Here is a 16,430-nt window from a genome sequence, read left to right as displayed (position 1 = left end):
TGATTATTTTTTAGGTTGCATAAACGAAGAAAAGGGAATGGATATGGCTATCTCGGACATGATTAACAAGCTCAACACGCAAATGAACCTTGAGTTCCAGGCGTCAAATCTCTCTTTGCACCTCAGCGAGTGGTGCTCAGAACATCAGCTAACCGGTTCCGCGACCTTTCTGCGCACCCAGGCACAGAGCAACGTCACCCAGATGATGCGCGTTTTCGATTTTCTGAAAGCGTCTGGCGCCATGCCGGTACTTAAGCCGGTGGAGATGACTGATGAAGACTGTAACTGCCTGGAAGCGGTTTTCCAGCGCTCGCTTGAGGAGTATGAACAACGCTGCCTGACGCTGAATCAATTAACGGATGAAGCGCGTAAAATGCAGGACATCTCCACGCTCAACTTCCTGCACGATATTGAAAAAGAACAGCAGCACGATGGGGTATTACTGAAAACCGTTCTGGATGAAATTCGCCAGGCGCATCGCACCGGTTTGGGTCTGGAACAGACCGATCGTCACCTGCTCAACATCGTTCACTCTCAGCACCACTGATCCTCTGCTTTACGTCACTTACCCGGCCTGTGCCGGGTAATGTTGTTACAGGCTTGTAACCAACTCCTTGCTTTTATTAATCTTTAACAAATCCGATCTGGCTCCCACCCAATAACCCTACTCCGTGTAATGATTTGCAAAAATTTCATTTTCACAGACGAGGGATACGCATGATTACCGTTGAATTTATTGTCATTATTGTGTGCCTGTTAATCGGCACCCGGTTCGGGGGGATGGGACTGGGCCTGATCAGCGGCATCGGCCTGTTTATTCTCACTTTTGTCTTTGGGCTCCAGCCCGGTAAACCCCCGGTGGACGTCATGCTGACGATCCTTGCCGTCATTGGCTGCGCCGCCACGCTCCAGAGCGCCGGGGGACTGAACGTGATGATGCAGCTTGCCGAACGGCTGCTGCGGCGACATCCGCAACATATCACCCTGCTCGCCCCTTTCACCACCTGGATGCTGACCTTTCTGTGCGGCACAGGCCATGTGGTCTATACCATGTTCCCCATCATTGCCGATATTGCGCTGAAAAAAGGCATCCGCCCCGAGCGCCCGATGGCAGTGGCCTCCATTGCTTCGCAGATGGCCATCACCGCCTCTCCGGTGTCGGTTGCCGTCGTCTCTCTGGTGTCAATTCTTGCTGCGCAACACGGCGTCGGTCAGGCGTTTGGCATTTTGCAGATCCTCGCGATTTCAGTCCCGGCCTCGCTGGCGGGCGTAGCCATTGCCGCCCTCTGGAGTTTACGCCGCGGCAAGGATCTGGCCGACGATGAGGCGTTTCAGGCCAGGCTAAAAGATCCTGAACAGCGGAAATTCATTTATGGCAGCACCGACACCTTAATGAATCAGCGTTTCCCGAAGCAGGCCTACTGGTCAACCTGGATCTTCTTCGCCGGGATTGCCGTGGTGGTACTGCTGGGTGCCCTGCCCGAGCTGCGTCCGGCCTTTGAGGTGAAAGGCAAGCTGACGGCGCTGTCGATGAACCTGGTGATCCAGATGATGATGCTGATCGCCGGGGCCGTGATGTTAATGGTGTGCAAAGTGAATGCCGCCGCGATTTCAAACGGCGCGGTGTTTAAGGCCGGGATGGTGGCGATTTTCTCGGTGTTTGGCGTGGCATGGATGAGCGATACCTTTTTCCAGGCGCATCTGGATGAACTGAAGATGGCCCTCGAGGGCGTGGTGAAAAGCCATCCCTGGACCTACGCTATCGTGCTGTTCCTGGTCTCGAAACTGGTTAATAGCCAGGCGGCAGCGTTGACGGCGGTCGCGCCGATGGGGTTAATGCTGGGGGTTGATCCGAAGATGCTGATTGCCTTCTTCCCGGCGTCGTATGGCTATTTTGTTCTGCCGACCTACCCCAGCGACCTCGCCTGCATTGGCTTTGACCGCTCGGGCACCACGCGCATTGGCAGGTTTATCATCAACCACAGCTTTATTATGCCCGGTCTTATCGGAGTAAGCTGTGCCTGTGCGGTGAGCTATTTGCTGGTGCAAACCTTCATGTAACCTGCATTCCGGGCGACCCTGGGTCGCCCGTTCACATTATTCTCACAAAACCATTTCTAAATTCAAAACGTCGGTTTATTTTAGTGAGACTCGCCCTGCGGCGTGAACTTCAGTTCAATCAGCGCAATGGCTTTCTGGATGGCGCGTAGCGTGACAGGGTCGGCTGACGCGGGATTGCTGGCGAAATCGATATTTTTGAGCTGGCTTGACATCTTCTCGCGCACCTCAGCCGGGGCGAGGATTTCAATCACATCAAGGATTTGTTTGATAACCAGCTGACACGCAACAACGTCAGAGATCAGTTCCTGGTCGGCACTCAGGTTTTGAGACATAGGCTTCTCCTGTTTGAAAGGCCGCCATAGTAGCAAAACGCCCGCCCTGATGCGGCCTGCAGGCATAAAAAAACCTGCCGAAGCAGGTTTTTTTATCAGAACATCGCGCCTGGCGGTACGTCCTTGAAGGTCTTGCAGTAGGATTCGAACATGCTTTTCAGGATTTTGCGCAATTTCATTGTTTTACTCCGGCTCTTTGTTATGCAGGTGTTATCGTTGATGTGCCTATAATATGACCGCCATCACAAAAATCAATGATTTTGTGATATTCATCACGGCAGTTTATTTAAAATAAAACAACGTTCCTGTTAAAAATAAAATCAAATCAGGCAATTAGCAGCGTGCTTGTTCCTGTAAATTTTTAAAAAAATTTTGAAGTGGCAGAGGAAAAATGACCGAAAACATCTCCGGTAAAGCGGCCAGCGGGATCTCCCCCGCTGCGCTGTTAGTCGCGGGCGCGTTCTTTATGGAGTTTCTCGATGGCACGGTGATCGCCACCGCGCTGCCCGATATGGCGAAAAGCTTTGGCGTGCAGGCGGTGGATCTCAATATCGGGATTAGCGCATATCTCATCACCCTGGCGGTGTTGATCCCGGCCAGCGGCTGGATCGCCGACCGGTTTGGCGCGCGCAAAGTCTTTACCCTGGCGCTGGCGATATTCACCCTCGCCTCGGTGCTGTGCGGCCTCGCCACCAGCGTCGATCAGTTCGTCGCCATGCGCGTGTTGCAGGGAATGGGGGGCGCGCTGATGGTGCCGGTTGGCCGACTGGCGGTGCTACGCACCACCCCGAAGCATCTGCTGATCACTGCCATCGCCACTTTGACCTGGCCCGCGCTGGTGGCTCCCATTATCGGCCCGCCGCTGGGCGGGTTTATCACCAGCTATGCCAACTGGCGCTGGATCTTCTTTATTAACGTGCCGCTGGGGCTGATTGCCATCGTGCTGGCGCTGCGCATTATCCCCGATATCAGTGAAGAGACCCGCCGTCCGTTCGATACCCCGGGCTTTATCGCCACCTCGGTGGCAATGGTCAGCCTGGTTTGTGCCATGGAGATGATGGGGGCGCAGCAGGTGAATACCACGCTGACCCTTGCTCTGGTGGCGACGGGCGTGGTCACATTGATCTATGCGCTGCGGCATTTCAGGCGCGCCCGGTGGCCGATGATCCGCCTCGATGCCCTCCAGGTGCCCACCTTTCGCGTGACCATGTACGGCGGCTCGCTGTTTCGCGCCTCAATCAGCGCCGTCCCTTTTTTGCTGCCGCTGCTGTTCCAGGTGGGATTCGGCATGGATGCGTTCCACTCCGGTTTGCTGGTGCTGGCGGTGTTTGTTGGCAACCTGACCATTAAACCGGCGACCACCCCTCTGCTGCGTGGGCTGGGGTTTAAAAAACTGCTGCTGATCAACGGCGCGCTGAACGTGCTGGCTCTGCTGGCCTGTGCGTTCCTGACGCCGCAGACCCCGGTGTGGGTCATTATGCTGGTGCTCTATCTGGGCGGCGTGTTTCGTTCCATACAGTTTACCGCCATCAGCACCCTCGCCTTTGCCGACGTCCCTTCCCCGCAGATGAGCTATGCCAACACTCTATTCTCTACTGCCACCCAGCTGGCAGTGGGGCTGGGGATCACCCTTGGTGCTATCGGGATCCGTATTGGCGAACTGTGCAGCGAGATGCTGGGGCTGGAAGCGCTACCGGGGATCAGTTTCCGGCTGGCCTTTGTGGCGATTGCGCTGGTCTGTCTGCTGGGGATGTTCGATACCCTGCGGCTGGTGAAAGATGCCGGCAGTGCGGTATCCAGCAAACGGGCATAAAAAAAGCCAGCGTAAGCTGGCTTTTCCTGGCGTTGGCAACTTAGCCAATAATACCGCGGACAAAGGCTTCGATCTCTTTATCCTGGCAGTTCTCGAAGAAGCACTGCTGGAAACGCTGGCCGGTTACTGCCGTTTTGACCAGCTCTGGATCGATAGCGCGCAGGGTATCGAGATAGTTCTCTTTAACAACCGCGGCTTTCACTTGATTCAGAATACCGGCGTTGCGAACCTGAGGCTCTTTACGCTCTGGCGGATAACCTTCGCCGTTACGGCCAGTGAAGGCTTTTTCAAAGATGAAGCGAACGTTCAGCTCTGCGCCCCAGCCGAAGCCTTTGGCGAATGGCAGGGACAGCGCGTTACCGTTGTTGATCTGGGCGAACAGGAAGGCATCCGCTGGATCGATGCAGTAGCCACACACCACGCCCGGGTGGATGTTCAGGGACATCAGCGCGCCCTGGCCTGTGCCGCAACCGGTCACAACGAAATCAACCGCTTTCGAGTTCAGCAGAATGCTCGCCATGATCCCCAGATGGATGTAGGTCAGGTGGTGATCGTTTTCGTCGCTCATCCCAACGTTGTAGACCGGGAAACCTTTCTCTTCAGCAACGGCGTTCAATTCCTTGAGGATGATGGCGTTTTTTGGCGCCTGGCTGTTTTCCATCATCAATGCAATTTTCATTCTTCGTCTCCTGAATGCGATGCGGGGCACCCCGCTGTGAATAGCTTACCTGTCCAACCTTACTACTAAGCAAACACACTTTCAAATTAAGTGAAAAATAGTTTCAAAAAACAAAGATGCGCTCACAATTTTGTGCTCAGAAGCGTTTTAACCACCGACCGATGGGCGGATGGCATAGAATTGAAAGAGCCGGGGGTCGTGGCAAAGAGAAGGGGCAGAACAGGCGTTTAATCCTGGCATTGCGGCACACGTCTGGCGGTAGTATAGATTATTTCAACGCATTCAGAGTGTTCTATGAAGAGATTATGCACTGGCGGCCTGCTCCTGTTGCTGGCGGGCTGTAGCGTTACCCGGCAAGCAGAGGTCAGCAGCGTCGATGTCACCTCAGGCGTCGTCATGCTCAATTACGATCAGGCCATGTTGCAGAACGCCCGCTATGACGATTACGTCACCAGCGGCACGGCGACCCGTGAATGCCAGGCGATGGGATACAGCACGGCCATGGCTTACGGCCAGCCAGTCAAAACCTGTAGCCTCAGCAGCGGCTCGCTGTGCCTTAATGAAACCATGACCATTCAATATCAGTGTCATGGCTATGCCCCCCGGCCCATCGTTACCACCTATTATTAATTCCGTTGCCAGCGATCCCGCTGGCAATAATATGTTTAAACACGAAACAGAATAATTCTCATTAATAATGTTGAATTACCCGCAATGCGTTTTATTCCCATTCGTATTGTGATTAATTAAATAATAATTTTACTTTTTGCAAATATATAAATAACAAATTATAGTGTCGCTCTCGTTGGCCAGTGAATAATAAAACGGAGCTACACCATGCTTAAAACCGAAATGATCGACAAGCTCAATGAGCAAATGAATCTGGAACTTTATTCCTCCCTGCTCTATCAACAGATGAGCGCCTGGTGTAGCTATCACAGTTTTGAAGGCGCAGCGGCATTTATGCGCCGTCACGCGCAGGAAGAGATGACCCACATGCAGCGTCTCTTTGATTATCTTACCGATACCGGCAGCCTGCCGCGCATTACCCCGGTGGCATCGCCCTTTGCAGAGTACGCATCGCTGGACGAATTGTTCCGCGCCACCTACGAGCACGAGCAGCTGATCACCCAGAAAATTAACGAACTGGTTCATGCGGCCATGACCAGCCAGGATTACGGCACCTTTAATTTCCTGCAATGGTATGTGGCAGAACAGCACGAAGAAGAGAAGCTGTTTAAATCTGTTCTCGATAAATTGTCGCTGGCCGGGAAATCAGGTGAAGGGTTGTACTTTATTGATAAAGAGCTGTCTACGCTCGATGCACAAAATTAATATCATAGCGGCGCCTTCTGGCGCCGCGTTATTGTTAATGGCGACAAATTTTACTTTCGTGCGTTGAAAACCCTGCCGCTGACGGAATAAATTTCCCGCGTGCGGCCAGAAATGCCACCAGCTCTGCCGCCGTCATGTCCGACGCCGAACAGGTGTGAAAACGCGCCGCCTCACCAAACCGCGCGGTGATGGCCGCCACCAGACTCTCTTCGGTGTACTCTTCACCGGAATCAATCATCATCGTCAGCACGTCGTGCCCGTGAATGGATGTCATAAAGCCTCCAGAATAAAAGGCGCAGCCTACCCCTTTGCTCCCCTGCCCGCCTTGCGCTGGCGCAGGTTTACATGCAGCCCGCACAGCTGGTGCAGCGCCAGTCCTGTTTATTGACTGCCTGATAAAACTGGCGATAGCTGTCGGTTTCCAGCGGGATAGCGTGATCGAAAAAGAGATCGGTCAGCCAGTCGACGTTGTCGATAATCCAGTCGTCTTCCGGTAAGCCCTGGGCAAAGGTTTCATCCTCGGGATCAATAATCGAGTAAATCGCCCAGGTCCCCATATCCTTTTCCTGCCGCGCCTCCGGCAAGGTTACGGCCTGCCCCTGCCAGGTGATGATCCAGTGTCCATGACACAATAAATTGCCTGAGCGACTCCATGTTGCACAAAAGGGGTTTTCGCCGGTCATCGCCAACTCACTTTTTTTGATTATTTATAAGAAACGTTTACGTTACGCCTGATTATCGAACGAAAACATTGCCCTTATGTAGTAGGCGAATACCCCCACTTTCATGGGCATACGACCAGGCCATCGCTGCTTCTGATTTCCGTAAAGATGGATTTACAGCTGTTGTAACGCCGGTTTGACGACGCTGCATTTTTCCCTTACGCTGCGCGGCAGATTTTGTCGCGATAGTGCAAGGCCGTAGAGGAAAACGTGAAGAACAGAACGCTGGGAAGTATTTTTATCGTCGCCGGAACGACGATTGGCGCAGGAATGCTGGCGATGCCGCTGGCCGCAGCGGGCGTCGGGTTTGGCGTGACGCTGGTATTGTTAGGCGTGCTCTGGGCGCTGATGTGTTACACCGCCCTGCTGCTGCTTGAAGTGTATCAGCACGTTCCCGCCGATACCGGGCTGGGAACTTTGGCCGGGCGCTATCTGGGCCGCTTCGGCCAGTGGATTACCGGATTCAGCATGATGTTCCTGATGTATGCCCTGACTGCGGCCTATATCAGCGGCGCGGGCGAGCTTATCGCCTCCAGCATTAACGACTGGTTTAACGCGGATATTTCACCGACCACCGGGGTGATCTTCTTTACCCTGATCGGCGGGGGCGTGATATGCGTGGGCACCTCACTGGTGGATCTGTTCAACCGTTTCCTGTTCTCGGCAAAAATCCTCTTCCTGGTGGTGATGCTGGTGCTGCTGGCGCCGCACATTCATAAGGTCAACTTACTGACCCTGCCGCTGGAGAAAGGGCTGGCGCTGTCGGCTATTCCGGTCATTTTTACCTCGTTTGGCTTCCACGGTAGCGTGCCGAGTATTGTCAGCTATATGAATGGCAACGTGCGCAAGCTGCGCTGGATCTTCATCACCGGCAGCGCCATCCCGCTGGTGGCGTACATCTTCTGGCAGATGGTGACCCTGGGCAGCATCAACTCGTCCACCTTTATGGGGATGCTGGCCAGCCATACCGGTCTGAACGGACTGTTGCAGGCCCTGCGGGAAGTGGTTGCCTCGCCGCATGTGGAGCTGGCGGTGCATCTGTTTGCGGATCTTGCTCTGGCGACGTCGTTCCTTGGCGTGGCGCTGGGCCTGTTTGATTACCTTGCCGACCTGTTCCAGCGCAGCCGCACTGTTAGCGGGCGTTTACAGACCGGGGCGATCACCTTCCTGCCGCCGCTGGCTTTCGCTCTGTTCTATCCGCGCGGGTTTGTGATGGCGCTAGGGTATGCGGGTGTGGCGCTGGCGGTGCTGGCGCTGCTGCTGCCGTCGCTGCTGGTCTGGCAGAGCCGTAAGCACCATGCCACCGGCGACTACCGGGTACCTGGCGGCAAACCGGCGCTGTGCCTGGTCTTCGCCTGCGGGGTAGCGATAATTCTGGTGCAGTTCGGGATTGCGGCGGGGCTGCTGCCGGAAGTGGGATAATAAACGCAGTAATGCCGGGTGGCGCTGTGCTTACCCGGCCTATCGCAGGTCCGTGCAAGCGCAGCGCCGCCAGGTATGATTAATGCAGACAGCAGTTCTTGAATTTTTTACCGCTGCCGCACGGGCACGGATCGTTACGACCGACTTTGGTACCGTTGATCACCGGCTGCTGGGTGACAGTCGCTTGCGGGTTGGCAATCCAGTAGTTATAGAGGCGCAATGCCGCCGGACGAATATTCTCAATGCTCTGCTGGAACTCCTCTTCGCTGAAGGTATCCAGGCGCTCAAAGTTCTCTTCAGAACCGTGCAGGGCAATAAGATCCAGATCGGCACGCAGCGATTCCGGCAGGGATGACCAGTCGGTCAAGGCCACGCCGCGCATATAGCCGAAGCACCACTCTTCCACCACGGTATAGGTTTCACCGTCGACGTCGTTCATGCCGAACATCGGTTCAAACTGATCCGGGTAATCGCTCAGGCGCTCGGCGATATCGTTCAGATGCTTGAAGCAGAGATCGATAAAGCGGTTCATCTCGCGATCGTTCTTCCAGCGCGGAATGTTTTTCTCGCCGCCCCAGACCGCCACCAGCCAGCGATCCGGCTCCACCACCACCGGGCCGGACAGCACCGCGGTCATCATTCCGTCGAGTTCGGAGACGTCCATAATGGACTCGCCGTCATGACCGTAGGTCATTAAGGTCTCTTCCAGCCATTCCATTTCGGTTTCGTTTAACGGGCCTTCGGTCATGGGTAAATCTCCTGCAGAATAGAATTGCGTGCAGGGTAACACAGAAACCCCGCTAAACGGTGCCCTTCCCCTGCTTATCCCCGGCGCTTTATTGGTGCAAATCTGTCCAAATCGTGACCGCTGCACAACTTATGTGCTTTGTTGTTAATGAGATGTGATCCCCGCTGTAATTTCATTGCATGGTGCCGGGTGGCTTAAAACGGCGCTCTATACTGAAAATTGTCGAAACACAGGCAATACGCTGCCGTTCTGGCAACCATTTTGCTTACTGTTGTACTGAGGATCATCATCCTCAGGCAATCTCGCCTGTTTCTGCGGTATGTCGTCCGTTTTGTGTAATACGTTTTGGATTGGGTACGCCTCCGGCGTTCGACTACACAGGGTTCGTGCAAAAAACCACTCAGAAAAGGTACATAATAATGTCGCTGAAATTGATCAGAAGTCCTCTCTCTCTTGTGCTGGCAGGGTGTCTGGTGACGGCGTTTTCCGCCCAGGCTGATATCGTGATTGGCGTGGCGGGCCCCTTCACCGGGCCGAACGCAACCTACGGGGATCAATACTGGCACGGCGCGACGCAGGCCGCGGAAGACATTAACGCCGCGGGCGGCATTAATGGCGAGAAGATCAAACTGGTGCAGGGCGATGACGCCTGTGAACCGAAACAGGCCGTCTCGGTCGCGAACCGTCTGGTTGACCAGGATAAGGTCAAAGCCGTGGTCGGCCACTTCTGCTCCTCCTCTACCATGCCGGCCTCCGAAGTCTATAACGACGCGGGCGTACTGGCGATCACCCCCGGCTCCACCAACCCGCAGATCACCGAGCGCGGCATGAGCGATATGTTCCGCATGTGCGGTCGCGATGACCAGCAGGGTCAGGTCGCCAGCGATTTCATTATTGATAAGCTGAAAGCCAAACGGGTGGTGATCATTCACGATAAAGACACCTACGGCCAAGGGCTGGCCGATGCCACCAAAGCCGCCCTGGCGAAACGCGGCGTGAAGGATGTGATGTACGAAGGCCTGTCGCGTGGGGAGAAAGACTTTAACGCGCTCGTGACCAAAATCGGTGCCCAGAAGCCGGACGTGGTCTTCTTCGGCGGCTGTCACCCCGAAGCCGGCCCGCTGGTGCGCCAGATGCGTGAGCAGGGCGTGCAGGCGAAATTCTTCTCCGGGGACTGCATCGTCAACGAAGAGATGGTCACTGCCGCCGGGGGTGCGCAATACACCAACGGCATCTATATGACCTTCGGTAAAGACCCTCGCCTGATCCCGGAAGGCAAAGCGGTCATCGACAAATTCCGCGCCAGTAAATTTGAGCCGGAAGGCTACACCCTCTACGCCTACGCCTCCATTCAGGCCATTGCTGCGGCATTTAAAGGCGCGGGCGGTGCCGATCCGGCTAAGGCCAGCGAATGGCTGAAAGCCAATGCGGTGGATACCGTTATGGGCAAAAAATCCTGGGACAATAAAGGCGACCTGAAAGTCTCTGACTACGTGGTGTATGAGTGGGACGACAAGGGTAAATATAAGGAAGTGCAGTAACGGGACGGAATCACGCTCAACGTCGGTATGGCGACATACCGACGCACTAAAACCAGCGGGCCGCGCCAGCGGCCTAAAACACGAGCGCGCGATGATGGAAACTTTCTTTCTGCAGCAGTTAATAAATGGCTTAACGCTGGGGTCGGTCTACGGATTGATAGCCATCGGCTATACCATGGTTTACGGCATTATCGGCATGATTAACTTCGCCCACGGCGAAGTGTATATGATCTCCGCCTATCTCTGCGCTATCGGCCTGGCGCTCCTCTCCTTCTTCGGGCTGGAATCTTTTCCGCTGCTGATCCTCGGCACGCTGGTCTTCACCATCGTGGTGACGGGGGTGTACGGCTGGACCATCGAGCGCATCGCCTATAAACCGCTGCGTAACTCCACGCGCCTGGCACCGCTGATCTCAGCCATCGGCATGTCGCTGATCCTGCAAAATTACGCCCAAATCAGTCAGGGGCCGCGCCAGCAGGGCGTGCCTACCATGCTCGACGGCGTGCTGCGATTCCATATTGGTGAAGGCTTTGTTCAGATCACCTACACCAAAGTCTTTATCCTGATCGCCTCGTTCACCGGGATGCTGTTGCTCACCTGGATCATCAGCAATACCCGACTTGGACGGATGTGCCGCGCCGTGCAGCAGGATCGCAAAATGGCGTCGATTCTGGGGATTAATACCGACCGGATCATCTCCCTGGTGTTCGTGATTGGCGCGGCGATGGCCGGGCTGGCAGGGGTGCTGATCACCATGAACTACGGCACTTTCGATTTTTACGCCGGGTTTATCATCGGGATTAAAGCCTTCACCGCCGCCGTCCTCGGGGGGATCGGCTCCCTGCCCGGCGCGATGCTGGGCGGCCTGATCCTCGGTATCGCCGAGGCGCAATTCTCCGGCATGGTGAACTCCGACTACAAAGATGTGTTCTCCTTTGGCTTGCTGGTGGTGATCCTGATTTTCCGTCCGCAGGGACTGCTTGGCCGCCCTGTCGTGGCCAAGGTGTGAGGAAAAAAGATGACTGCACAAATCGTTTCACACACCGTTTCCCAGGACGGTTTTTCGCTTAAACGCTGCCTTCTCGACGCCATTTTTGCAGGCATGGTGGCGTTGATCATTTTTGGTCCGGTGGCAGGCGTGGTCCTGGATGGCTACAGCTTTAACTTCGAAGGGCGTCGGCTGGCGTGGATCATCGCCACGGTGATGACGGGGCGTTTTTTACTGAGCGCCTTTTTATCTACCGCCCCGGGCCGCCGCGTGATGGCCCGCTTCGACAACGATAACGCGGGGGTTTACGTCCGTCCGCCGGAATACAAAAGTCGGATGCGCTGGATCCTGCCGCTGATTATCACCCTGGCAATCTGTTTTCCGTTCGTCGCCACCAAGTACGTGCTGACGGTGGCGATCCTCGGCCTGATCTACGTCCTGCTCGGCCTCGGGCTGAACATTGTGGTCGGGCTTGCGGGGCTGCTGGACCTCGGCTATGTCGCCTTTTACGCCATCGGTGCCTACGGCCTGGCGCTGGGGTATCAATATCTGGGGCTTGGCTTCTGGACCATGCTGCCGCTGGCGGCGCTGATGGCCGCCGCGGCCGGGGCGGTGCTTGGCTTCCCGGTGCTGCGCATGCACGGTGACTATCTGGCGATTGTGACCCTCGGCTTCGGGGAGATCATTCGCCTGGTGCTGAACAACTGGCTGACCTTTACCGGCGGGCCGAACGGTATCTCCGCCCCGCCGCCGACGTTTTTCGGGCTGGAATTTGGGCGGCGAGCCAAAGAGGGCGGCGTGCCGTTCCACGAGTTCTTCAACCTGACCTTTAACCCGAATCTGAAGTTCATCTTCATCTATGTCGTTCTGCTGCTGGTGGTGCTGCTGGTGCTGTACATCAAGCACCGTCTGACGCGGATGCCAATTGGCCGCGCCTGGGAGGCGCTGCGCGAGGACGAAATCGCCTGTCGCTCCATGGGCCTCAACCATGTGCTGGTCAAGCTGTCGGCCTTTACCCTCGGGGCCTCGACCGCGGGGATTGCCGGGGTGTTCTTCGCCACCTATCAGGGGTTTGTTAACCCCACCTCCTTTACCTTCTTTGAGTCGGCCCTGATCCTCGCCATTGTGGTGTTAGGCGGGATGGGGTCTACCCTCGGGGTAGTGCTGGCGGCCTTTGTGCTCACTGTCACACCCGAACTGCTGCGCACCTTCGCAGAGTACCGGGTACTGCTGTTTGGCGTCTTAATGGTGGTGATGATGATCTGGCGACCGCGCGGGCTGATCCGCATCAACCGCAGCGGCTTTGCGGTACGCAAAGGAGTGGCGCCATGAACGGGACCATCTTAAGCGTTGAACATCTGATGATGCATTTTGGCGGCATCAGGGCGTTAAACGACGTTAATCTCGAGGTGCAGCGCGGCTCTATCACCGCCCTTATCGGGCCGAACGGCGCGGGAAAAACCACGGTATTCAACTGCCTGACCGGATTTTATAAAGCCTCCGGGGGCAATATTCTGTTCAACACCCGGAGTAAAACCACCAACGTCATCCAGATCCTCGGGCAGAAATTCCAGCCGGGGGACTGGATCAACCCGGCGCAGTTTGGCCAGCGTTTGTTCTACAAGATGTTTGGTGGCACCCATCTGGTCAACCGCGCCGGGCTGGCCCGCACCTTCCAGAACATTCGCCTGTTTCGTGAGATGTCGGTGGTGGAGAATTTACTCGTAGCACAGCACATGCGGGTGAACCGCAACCTGCTGGCGGGCGTGCTTAACACCCCTGCTTACCGGCGGGCAGAAAGCGATGCGCTCGACCGGGCCTTTTACTGGCTGGAGGTGGTGGATCTGGTGGATTGCGCCAACCGCCTGGCGGGTGAGATGTCTTACGGCCAGCAGCGTCGGCTCGAAATCGCCCGGGCCATGTGTACCGGGCCGGAGATGATCTGTCTTGACGAACCGGCCGCCGGGCTTAACCCGGTAGAAACCCACACGCTGAGTAACATCATCCGTTTCCTGCGCGACCATCACGACATTACCGTCCTGCTGATCGAACACGATATGGGGATGGTGATGGAGATATCGGATCACATCATCGTGCTCGACCACGGGGATGTGATTGCCCAGGGTAAACCGGCGGAGATCCAGCACGATGAAAAAGTCATTGCCGCCTATCTGGGCACCGATGAGAGCGAGGTCACTGTATGAGTGAGGCAATGCTGGAGTTTCGTCAGGTGGATGTCTATTACGGCGTGATCCAGGCGCTGAAGCAGGTGTCATTGCAGGTGAACCCCGGTGAAACCGTGGCGCTGATCGGCGCTAACGGGGCGGGGAAATCGACCCTGCTGATGTCGATTTTCGGCCAGCCGCGGGTGCGCAACGGCCAAATCCTGTTTTGCGGCGAAGACATTAGCCATAAATCGACCCACTACGTCGCCTCGGGCGGCATTGCCCAGGCCCCGGAAGGACGGCGTATCTTTCCTGATATGACCGTGGAAGAGAACCTGCTTATGGGCACGATCCCCATCGGCAACCAGTATGCCGCAGAGGATCTGCACAGCATGTTTGACCTCTTTCCCCGCCTGAAAGAGCGGCGCAAACAGCGGGCGATGACCATGTCCGGCGGCGAGCAACAGATGTTGGCCATCGCCCGGGCCTTGATGAGTCGGCCCAAACTGTTGCTGCTGGATGAGCCGAGCCTGGGATTAGCGCCCATTGTGGTGAAGCAGATCTTCCAGACCCTGCGCGAGCTGGCGCGCAACGGGATGACGATTTTCCTCGTGGAGCAGAACGCGCACCATGCGCTGAAGCTTTCCGATCGCGGGTATGTGATGGTCAATGGTCAGATCCGCCTGAGCGGCAGCGGCGAGGAGCTGCTTGGCAATCAGGAGGTCAGAAAAGCCTATCTGGGGGGCGTGTAGCCGGGCGCTTCCCGCCAGTCAGGAGACCCTGACTGGCGTTACGGGTGAAGATCGTCAGGAAGCTGGGCGTAATTCACCTTTTCGAGCTTAAAGTTCATCACCCAGGGGGCAGCCGCCGCCTGTTCCGAGACAAAGGGGTATGTTGGGTTAAGCTCTTTGGTCTTGATCCCGGTCCAGACGGAGAAGAAATCGAGGAAATCATTGGCAGACCGTCGGGCTTTGATCAGGCGATGCGCTTTGTCGTCGCTCGACATGATCATAAAGGGCACCTGATAGTTTTGCTGGAAGGCATCGCCATGGGCCATATATTGTCCCCCGGTCAGACGGGCTTTATAGGTCAGGCCATGGTCAGAAAAATAGACCATCGAAAAGCTGTCGCCGGTGTTCCTGAGCTGCTGATAGAGCTGTTTTAACAGGCTATCGGTCTGGGTCATGCTGTAGATGTAGCAGGAGGTCTCTTTCGATTGCACAAACTCGACGTATTTCCCCTGGGTGCGCTCACAGGCCTGCGGGTGTGACCCCATCAGATGCAGGACGATCAGCCGCGGTTCGGTACGCGGGGCCGACAAGACCTGCTCCGTCATCTGCAGCAGGGCTTCATCCCGCGGGTTATTTTCATCTTCGTAATACCCTTTACGCAAAAACTGGACGTCATCGGCGCGCTTCGCAACGCTGGCGATGGCGGTATCGTTTTCACCAATTTGCCCCTGATTGGAGAACCACCAGGTGTGGAACCCGGCGCGCTTCGCCAGGGTAACGAAGTTATTCTGATATTCCGGGCGATCCCCGCTCACCCGGCTAAGGGAGAGGCCCAGCGAGGTTTGGGTGGACGCGCTGGAGGAGACAAAATCTGTAAACAGCGTGCCATTAACGGCGCTGGCGAAAGGCGTATTGTTCCACTGCCCGCCAAAGGCCCCTAAGGCGTCCCGCCGCGCGCTTTCACCGATCACCACCACGTAGTTGTGATAGCGGGGCTTCACCCCCAGCACGGTCCAGCTGTCCTTCATTTTAGCCAACTCCAGCATGTGGGCCTTCTCCTGGACCACCTCCTGGTTATTGATCACCACGTCCTTCACGAAGCGGAACACCGGATAGCCCACGTCCAGCAGCGTGAAGCTGTTCCAGTGAACCAGGTTTTTCACCGGAGTCATAAAGAAACAGGCCACGCTGAAGGCCAGACAGAGTATGTCGAGACGGCGCCAGGGCTGTTTTGGCCCAATTTTGCGTCTCAGCGCCACCCCGCCTAACGCCAGAATGACCAGAGAAACCAGATAGCTGTGCCACGGGAATATCGTCAGGATCTCGACAGATTCCTTGAAGTTGGTGGAGTGTAGCGCCAGCAGGGTATTGAAATTCGGTGCGCCATAGGCCTGCTGAAAGGGGAAGTAGATGGCCGCCAGCAGGCTGCAGAGAAAAATAAACCCTTTTTGCACCCGGGGGGCAAAGCGCCAGAGGACATACAATACGCAGCTGAATGCCACCGAATAGAGCAGGCTAAATGAATATCCAAACGAGTAATTAATCAGCACCGACTGAAGGAAATAAAATGCCACCCATGGATTAAGGGTAATATCGCGGATCCAGAGGGTATATTTACTCGCGGTTATATTCATATTTATCATAATCCACAATAAGCCGCAGCAAAATGCGGACACCAGGGATCAACAAACCGCCGGGAAAGGCGATACAGGGATAAAAAGAGAACGTTACAGGGTGGAACTTATCAAAAGATAGGGCGCGCAGGCGGGAAAATCAACGTTTTGTCATGTAATATTGATTAAACTGAAGCAATATCATAATAATTTATTAATAATTTTGTGGTAGCGCGTCTTTCCCACACGGTGAGAGAGACGCGACGCCAGAAATAATAAT

General features: G+C 55.6%; 18 protein-coding genes. 11 read left to right on the top strand and 7 right to left on the bottom strand.

The window, feature by feature from the left end; translation table 11 throughout:
• Positions 1 to 43: 43 nt before the first annotated feature.
• Together C3F35_RS20555 and C3F35_RS20550 are read left to right on the top strand one after the other, a co-directional pair.
• Entirely contained in the window at positions 44 to 547 is a 504-nt protein-coding gene (locus tag C3F35_RS20555; RefSeq protein WP_103792224.1) for a non-heme ferritin-like protein, read from the top strand.
• A gap of 170 nt (positions 548 to 717) precedes the next feature.
• Positions 718 to 2,061, top strand: coding sequence for an anaerobic C4-dicarboxylate transporter (locus C3F35_RS20550; protein WP_077227034.1), 1,344 nt, complete (start codon positions 718 to 720; stop codon positions 2,059 to 2,061).
• An 80-nt stretch (positions 2,062 to 2,141) separates the two neighbouring features.
• Here the strand turns inward: C3F35_RS20550 and C3F35_RS20545 are convergent, their stop codons facing one another.
• A complete protein-coding gene (locus tag C3F35_RS20545) occupies positions 2,142 to 2,393 on the bottom strand; it encodes a DUF2766 family protein (protein WP_032612018.1) in 252 nt (83 codons plus the stop codon).
• A 95-nt stretch (positions 2,394 to 2,488) separates the two neighbouring features.
• A complete protein-coding gene (gene azuC, locus C3F35_RS20540) occupies positions 2,489 to 2,572 on the bottom strand; it encodes a stress response protein AzuC (protein WP_098946254.1) in 84 nt (27 codons plus the stop codon).
• A 212-nt stretch (positions 2,573 to 2,784) separates the two neighbouring features.
• Between azuC and C3F35_RS20535 the strand changes: the two genes are divergently transcribed.
• Positions 2,785 to 4,206, top strand: a complete 1,422-nt coding sequence (locus C3F35_RS20535) for an MFS transporter (protein ID WP_103792086.1) — start codon at positions 2,785 to 2,787, stop codon at positions 4,204 to 4,206.
• A gap of 40 nt (positions 4,207 to 4,246) precedes the next feature.
• On the opposite strand, the gene C3F35_RS20530 is transcribed toward C3F35_RS20535, so the two are convergent.
• The gene (locus tag C3F35_RS20530; RefSeq protein ID WP_032612023.1) at positions 4,247 to 4,885 is read right to left on the bottom strand and encodes an RpiB/LacA/LacB family sugar-phosphate isomerase; all 639 of its coding nucleotides are present in this window, start codon (positions 4,883 to 4,885) and stop codon (positions 4,247 to 4,249) included.
• A gap of 294 nt (positions 4,886 to 5,179) precedes the next feature.
• Here C3F35_RS20530 and yecR point away from each other — a divergent pair, with 294 nt between their 5' ends.
• Positions 5,180 to 5,515, top strand: coding sequence for a YecR family lipoprotein (yecR, locus tag C3F35_RS20525; protein ID WP_103792087.1), 336 nt, complete (start codon positions 5,180 to 5,182; stop codon positions 5,513 to 5,515).
• Between the two features lie 207 nt (positions 5,516 to 5,722).
• Positions 5,723 to 6,220 (top strand): non-heme ferritin, encoded by a 498-nt coding sequence (gene ftnA / locus C3F35_RS20520; RefSeq protein ID WP_032612027.1) that lies wholly within the window; start codon positions 5,723 to 5,725, stop codon positions 6,218 to 6,220.
• 34 nt (positions 6,221 to 6,254) lie between these two features.
• Here the strand turns inward: ftnA and C3F35_RS20515 are convergent, their stop codons facing one another.
• Positions 6,255 to 6,494 (bottom strand): YecH family metal-binding protein, encoded by a 240-nt coding sequence (locus tag C3F35_RS20515; RefSeq protein ID WP_032612030.1) that lies wholly within the window; start codon positions 6,492 to 6,494, stop codon positions 6,255 to 6,257.
• 67 nt (positions 6,495 to 6,561) lie between these two features.
• Positions 6,562 to 6,903 (bottom strand): hypothetical protein, encoded by a 342-nt coding sequence (locus tag C3F35_RS20510; protein WP_032612032.1) that lies wholly within the window; start codon positions 6,901 to 6,903, stop codon positions 6,562 to 6,564.
• A gap of 249 nt (positions 6,904 to 7,152) precedes the next feature.
• Here C3F35_RS20510 and tyrP point away from each other — a divergent pair, with 249 nt between their 5' ends.
• Positions 7,153 to 8,364, top strand: a complete 1,212-nt coding sequence (gene tyrP, locus C3F35_RS20505) for a tyrosine transporter TyrP (RefSeq protein WP_103792088.1) — start codon at positions 7,153 to 7,155, stop codon at positions 8,362 to 8,364.
• Positions 8,365 to 8,443: 79 nt separating this feature from the next.
• Here the strand turns inward: tyrP and C3F35_RS20500 are convergent, their stop codons facing one another.
• The gene (locus C3F35_RS20500; RefSeq protein ID WP_032612036.1) at positions 8,444 to 9,112 is read right to left on the bottom strand and encodes a YecA/YgfB family protein; all 669 of its coding nucleotides are present in this window, start codon (positions 9,110 to 9,112) and stop codon (positions 8,444 to 8,446) included.
• Between the two features lie 419 nt (positions 9,113 to 9,531).
• Between C3F35_RS20500 and C3F35_RS20495 the strand changes: the two genes are divergently transcribed.
• From C3F35_RS20495 to C3F35_RS20475, 5 genes are all read left to right on the top strand, one after another.
• Positions 9,532 to 10,653 carry a branched-chain amino acid ABC transporter substrate-binding protein gene (locus C3F35_RS20495; protein ID WP_032612038.1) on the top strand — a complete coding sequence of 374 codons (1,122 nt, stop codon included), beginning with the start codon at positions 9,532 to 9,534 and terminating at the stop codon, positions 10,651 to 10,653.
• Positions 10,654 to 10,747: 94 nt separating this feature from the next.
• Complete coding sequence (locus C3F35_RS20490) at positions 10,748 to 11,662, top strand: ABC transporter permease subunit (RefSeq protein ID WP_059309089.1); 915 nt, start codon at positions 10,748 to 10,750, stop codon at positions 11,660 to 11,662.
• A gap of 9 nt (positions 11,663 to 11,671) precedes the next feature.
• Positions 11,672 to 12,973, top strand: a complete 1,302-nt coding sequence (gene livM, locus C3F35_RS20485; RefSeq protein ID WP_072250872.1) for a high-affinity branched-chain amino acid ABC transporter permease LivM — start codon at positions 11,672 to 11,674, stop codon at positions 12,971 to 12,973.
• Entirely contained in the window at positions 12,970 to 13,845 is an 876-nt protein-coding gene (locus tag C3F35_RS20480; protein WP_103792089.1) for an ABC transporter ATP-binding protein, read from the top strand. Before livM ends, C3F35_RS20480 begins: the two co-directional genes overlap by 4 nt.
• A complete protein-coding gene (locus tag C3F35_RS20475) occupies positions 13,842 to 14,558 on the top strand; it encodes an ABC transporter ATP-binding protein (RefSeq protein ID WP_103792090.1) in 717 nt (238 codons plus the stop codon). The genes C3F35_RS20480 and C3F35_RS20475 overlap by 4 nt, the downstream gene beginning before the upstream one ends.
• Before the next feature lie 38 nt (positions 14,559 to 14,596).
• Here C3F35_RS20475 and C3F35_RS20470 read toward each other — a convergent pair whose 3' ends face one another.
• Positions 14,597 to 16,171, bottom strand: a complete 1,575-nt coding sequence (locus C3F35_RS20470; protein ID WP_103792091.1) for a phosphoethanolamine transferase — start codon at positions 16,169 to 16,171, stop codon at positions 14,597 to 14,599.
• Between the last annotated feature and the right edge of the window lie 259 nt (positions 16,172 to 16,430).

It is taken from the genome of Leclercia sp. LSNIH3 (assembly GCF_002935105.1).
GTDB lineage: Bacteria > Pseudomonadota > Gammaproteobacteria > Enterobacterales > Enterobacteriaceae > Enterobacter > Enterobacter adecarboxylatus.
The sequence above is the reverse complement of the archived record's forward strand: the minus strand, read 5'-3'. Positions and strand labels throughout refer to the sequence as shown.

Bases quoted from the DNA above. Each gene is read 5' to 3' on its own strand.
- C3F35_RS20555 (WP_103792224.1), top strand. From the start codon at position 44: ATGGCTATCTCGGACATGATTAACAAGCTCAACACGCAAATGAACCTT.
- C3F35_RS20550 (WP_077227034.1), top strand. From the start codon at position 718: ATGATTACCGTTGAATTTATTGTCATTATTGTGTGCCTGTTAATCGGC.
- C3F35_RS20545 (WP_032612018.1), bottom strand. From the start codon at position 2,393: ATGTCTCAAAACCTGAGTGCCGACCAGGAACTGATCTCTGACGTTGTT.
- azuC (WP_098946254.1), bottom strand. From the start codon at position 2,572: ATGAAATTGCGCAAAATCCTGAAAAGCATGTTCGAATCCTACTGCAAG.
- C3F35_RS20535 (WP_103792086.1), top strand. From the start codon at position 2,785: ATGACCGAAAACATCTCCGGTAAAGCGGCCAGCGGGATCTCCCCCGCT.
- C3F35_RS20530 (WP_032612023.1), bottom strand. From the start codon at position 4,885: ATGAAAATTGCATTGATGATGGAAAACAGCCAGGCGCCAAAAAACGCC.
- yecR (WP_103792087.1), top strand. From the start codon at position 5,180: ATGAAGAGATTATGCACTGGCGGCCTGCTCCTGTTGCTGGCGGGCTGT.
- ftnA (WP_032612027.1), top strand. From the start codon at position 5,723: ATGCTTAAAACCGAAATGATCGACAAGCTCAATGAGCAAATGAATCTG.
- C3F35_RS20515 (WP_032612030.1), bottom strand. From the start codon at position 6,494: ATGACATCCATTCACGGGCACGACGTGCTGACGATGATGATTGATTCC.
- C3F35_RS20510 (WP_032612032.1), bottom strand. From the start codon at position 6,903: ATGACCGGCGAAAACCCCTTTTGTGCAACATGGAGTCGCTCAGGCAAT.
- C3F35_RS20500 (WP_032612036.1), bottom strand. From the start codon at position 9,112: ATGACCGAAGGCCCGTTAAACGAAACCGAAATGGAATGGCTGGAAGAG.
- C3F35_RS20495 (WP_032612038.1), top strand. From the start codon at position 9,532: ATGTCGCTGAAATTGATCAGAAGTCCTCTCTCTCTTGTGCTGGCAGGG.
- C3F35_RS20490 (WP_059309089.1), top strand. From the start codon at position 10,748: ATGGAAACTTTCTTTCTGCAGCAGTTAATAAATGGCTTAACGCTGGGG.
- livM (WP_072250872.1), top strand. From the start codon at position 11,672: ATGACTGCACAAATCGTTTCACACACCGTTTCCCAGGACGGTTTTTCG.
- C3F35_RS20480 (WP_103792089.1), top strand. From the start codon at position 12,970: ATGAACGGGACCATCTTAAGCGTTGAACATCTGATGATGCATTTTGGC.
- C3F35_RS20475 (WP_103792090.1), top strand. From the start codon at position 13,842: ATGAGTGAGGCAATGCTGGAGTTTCGTCAGGTGGATGTCTATTACGGC.
- C3F35_RS20470 (WP_103792091.1), bottom strand. From the start codon at position 16,171: ATGAATATAACCGCGAGTAAATATACCCTCTGGATCCGCGATATTACC.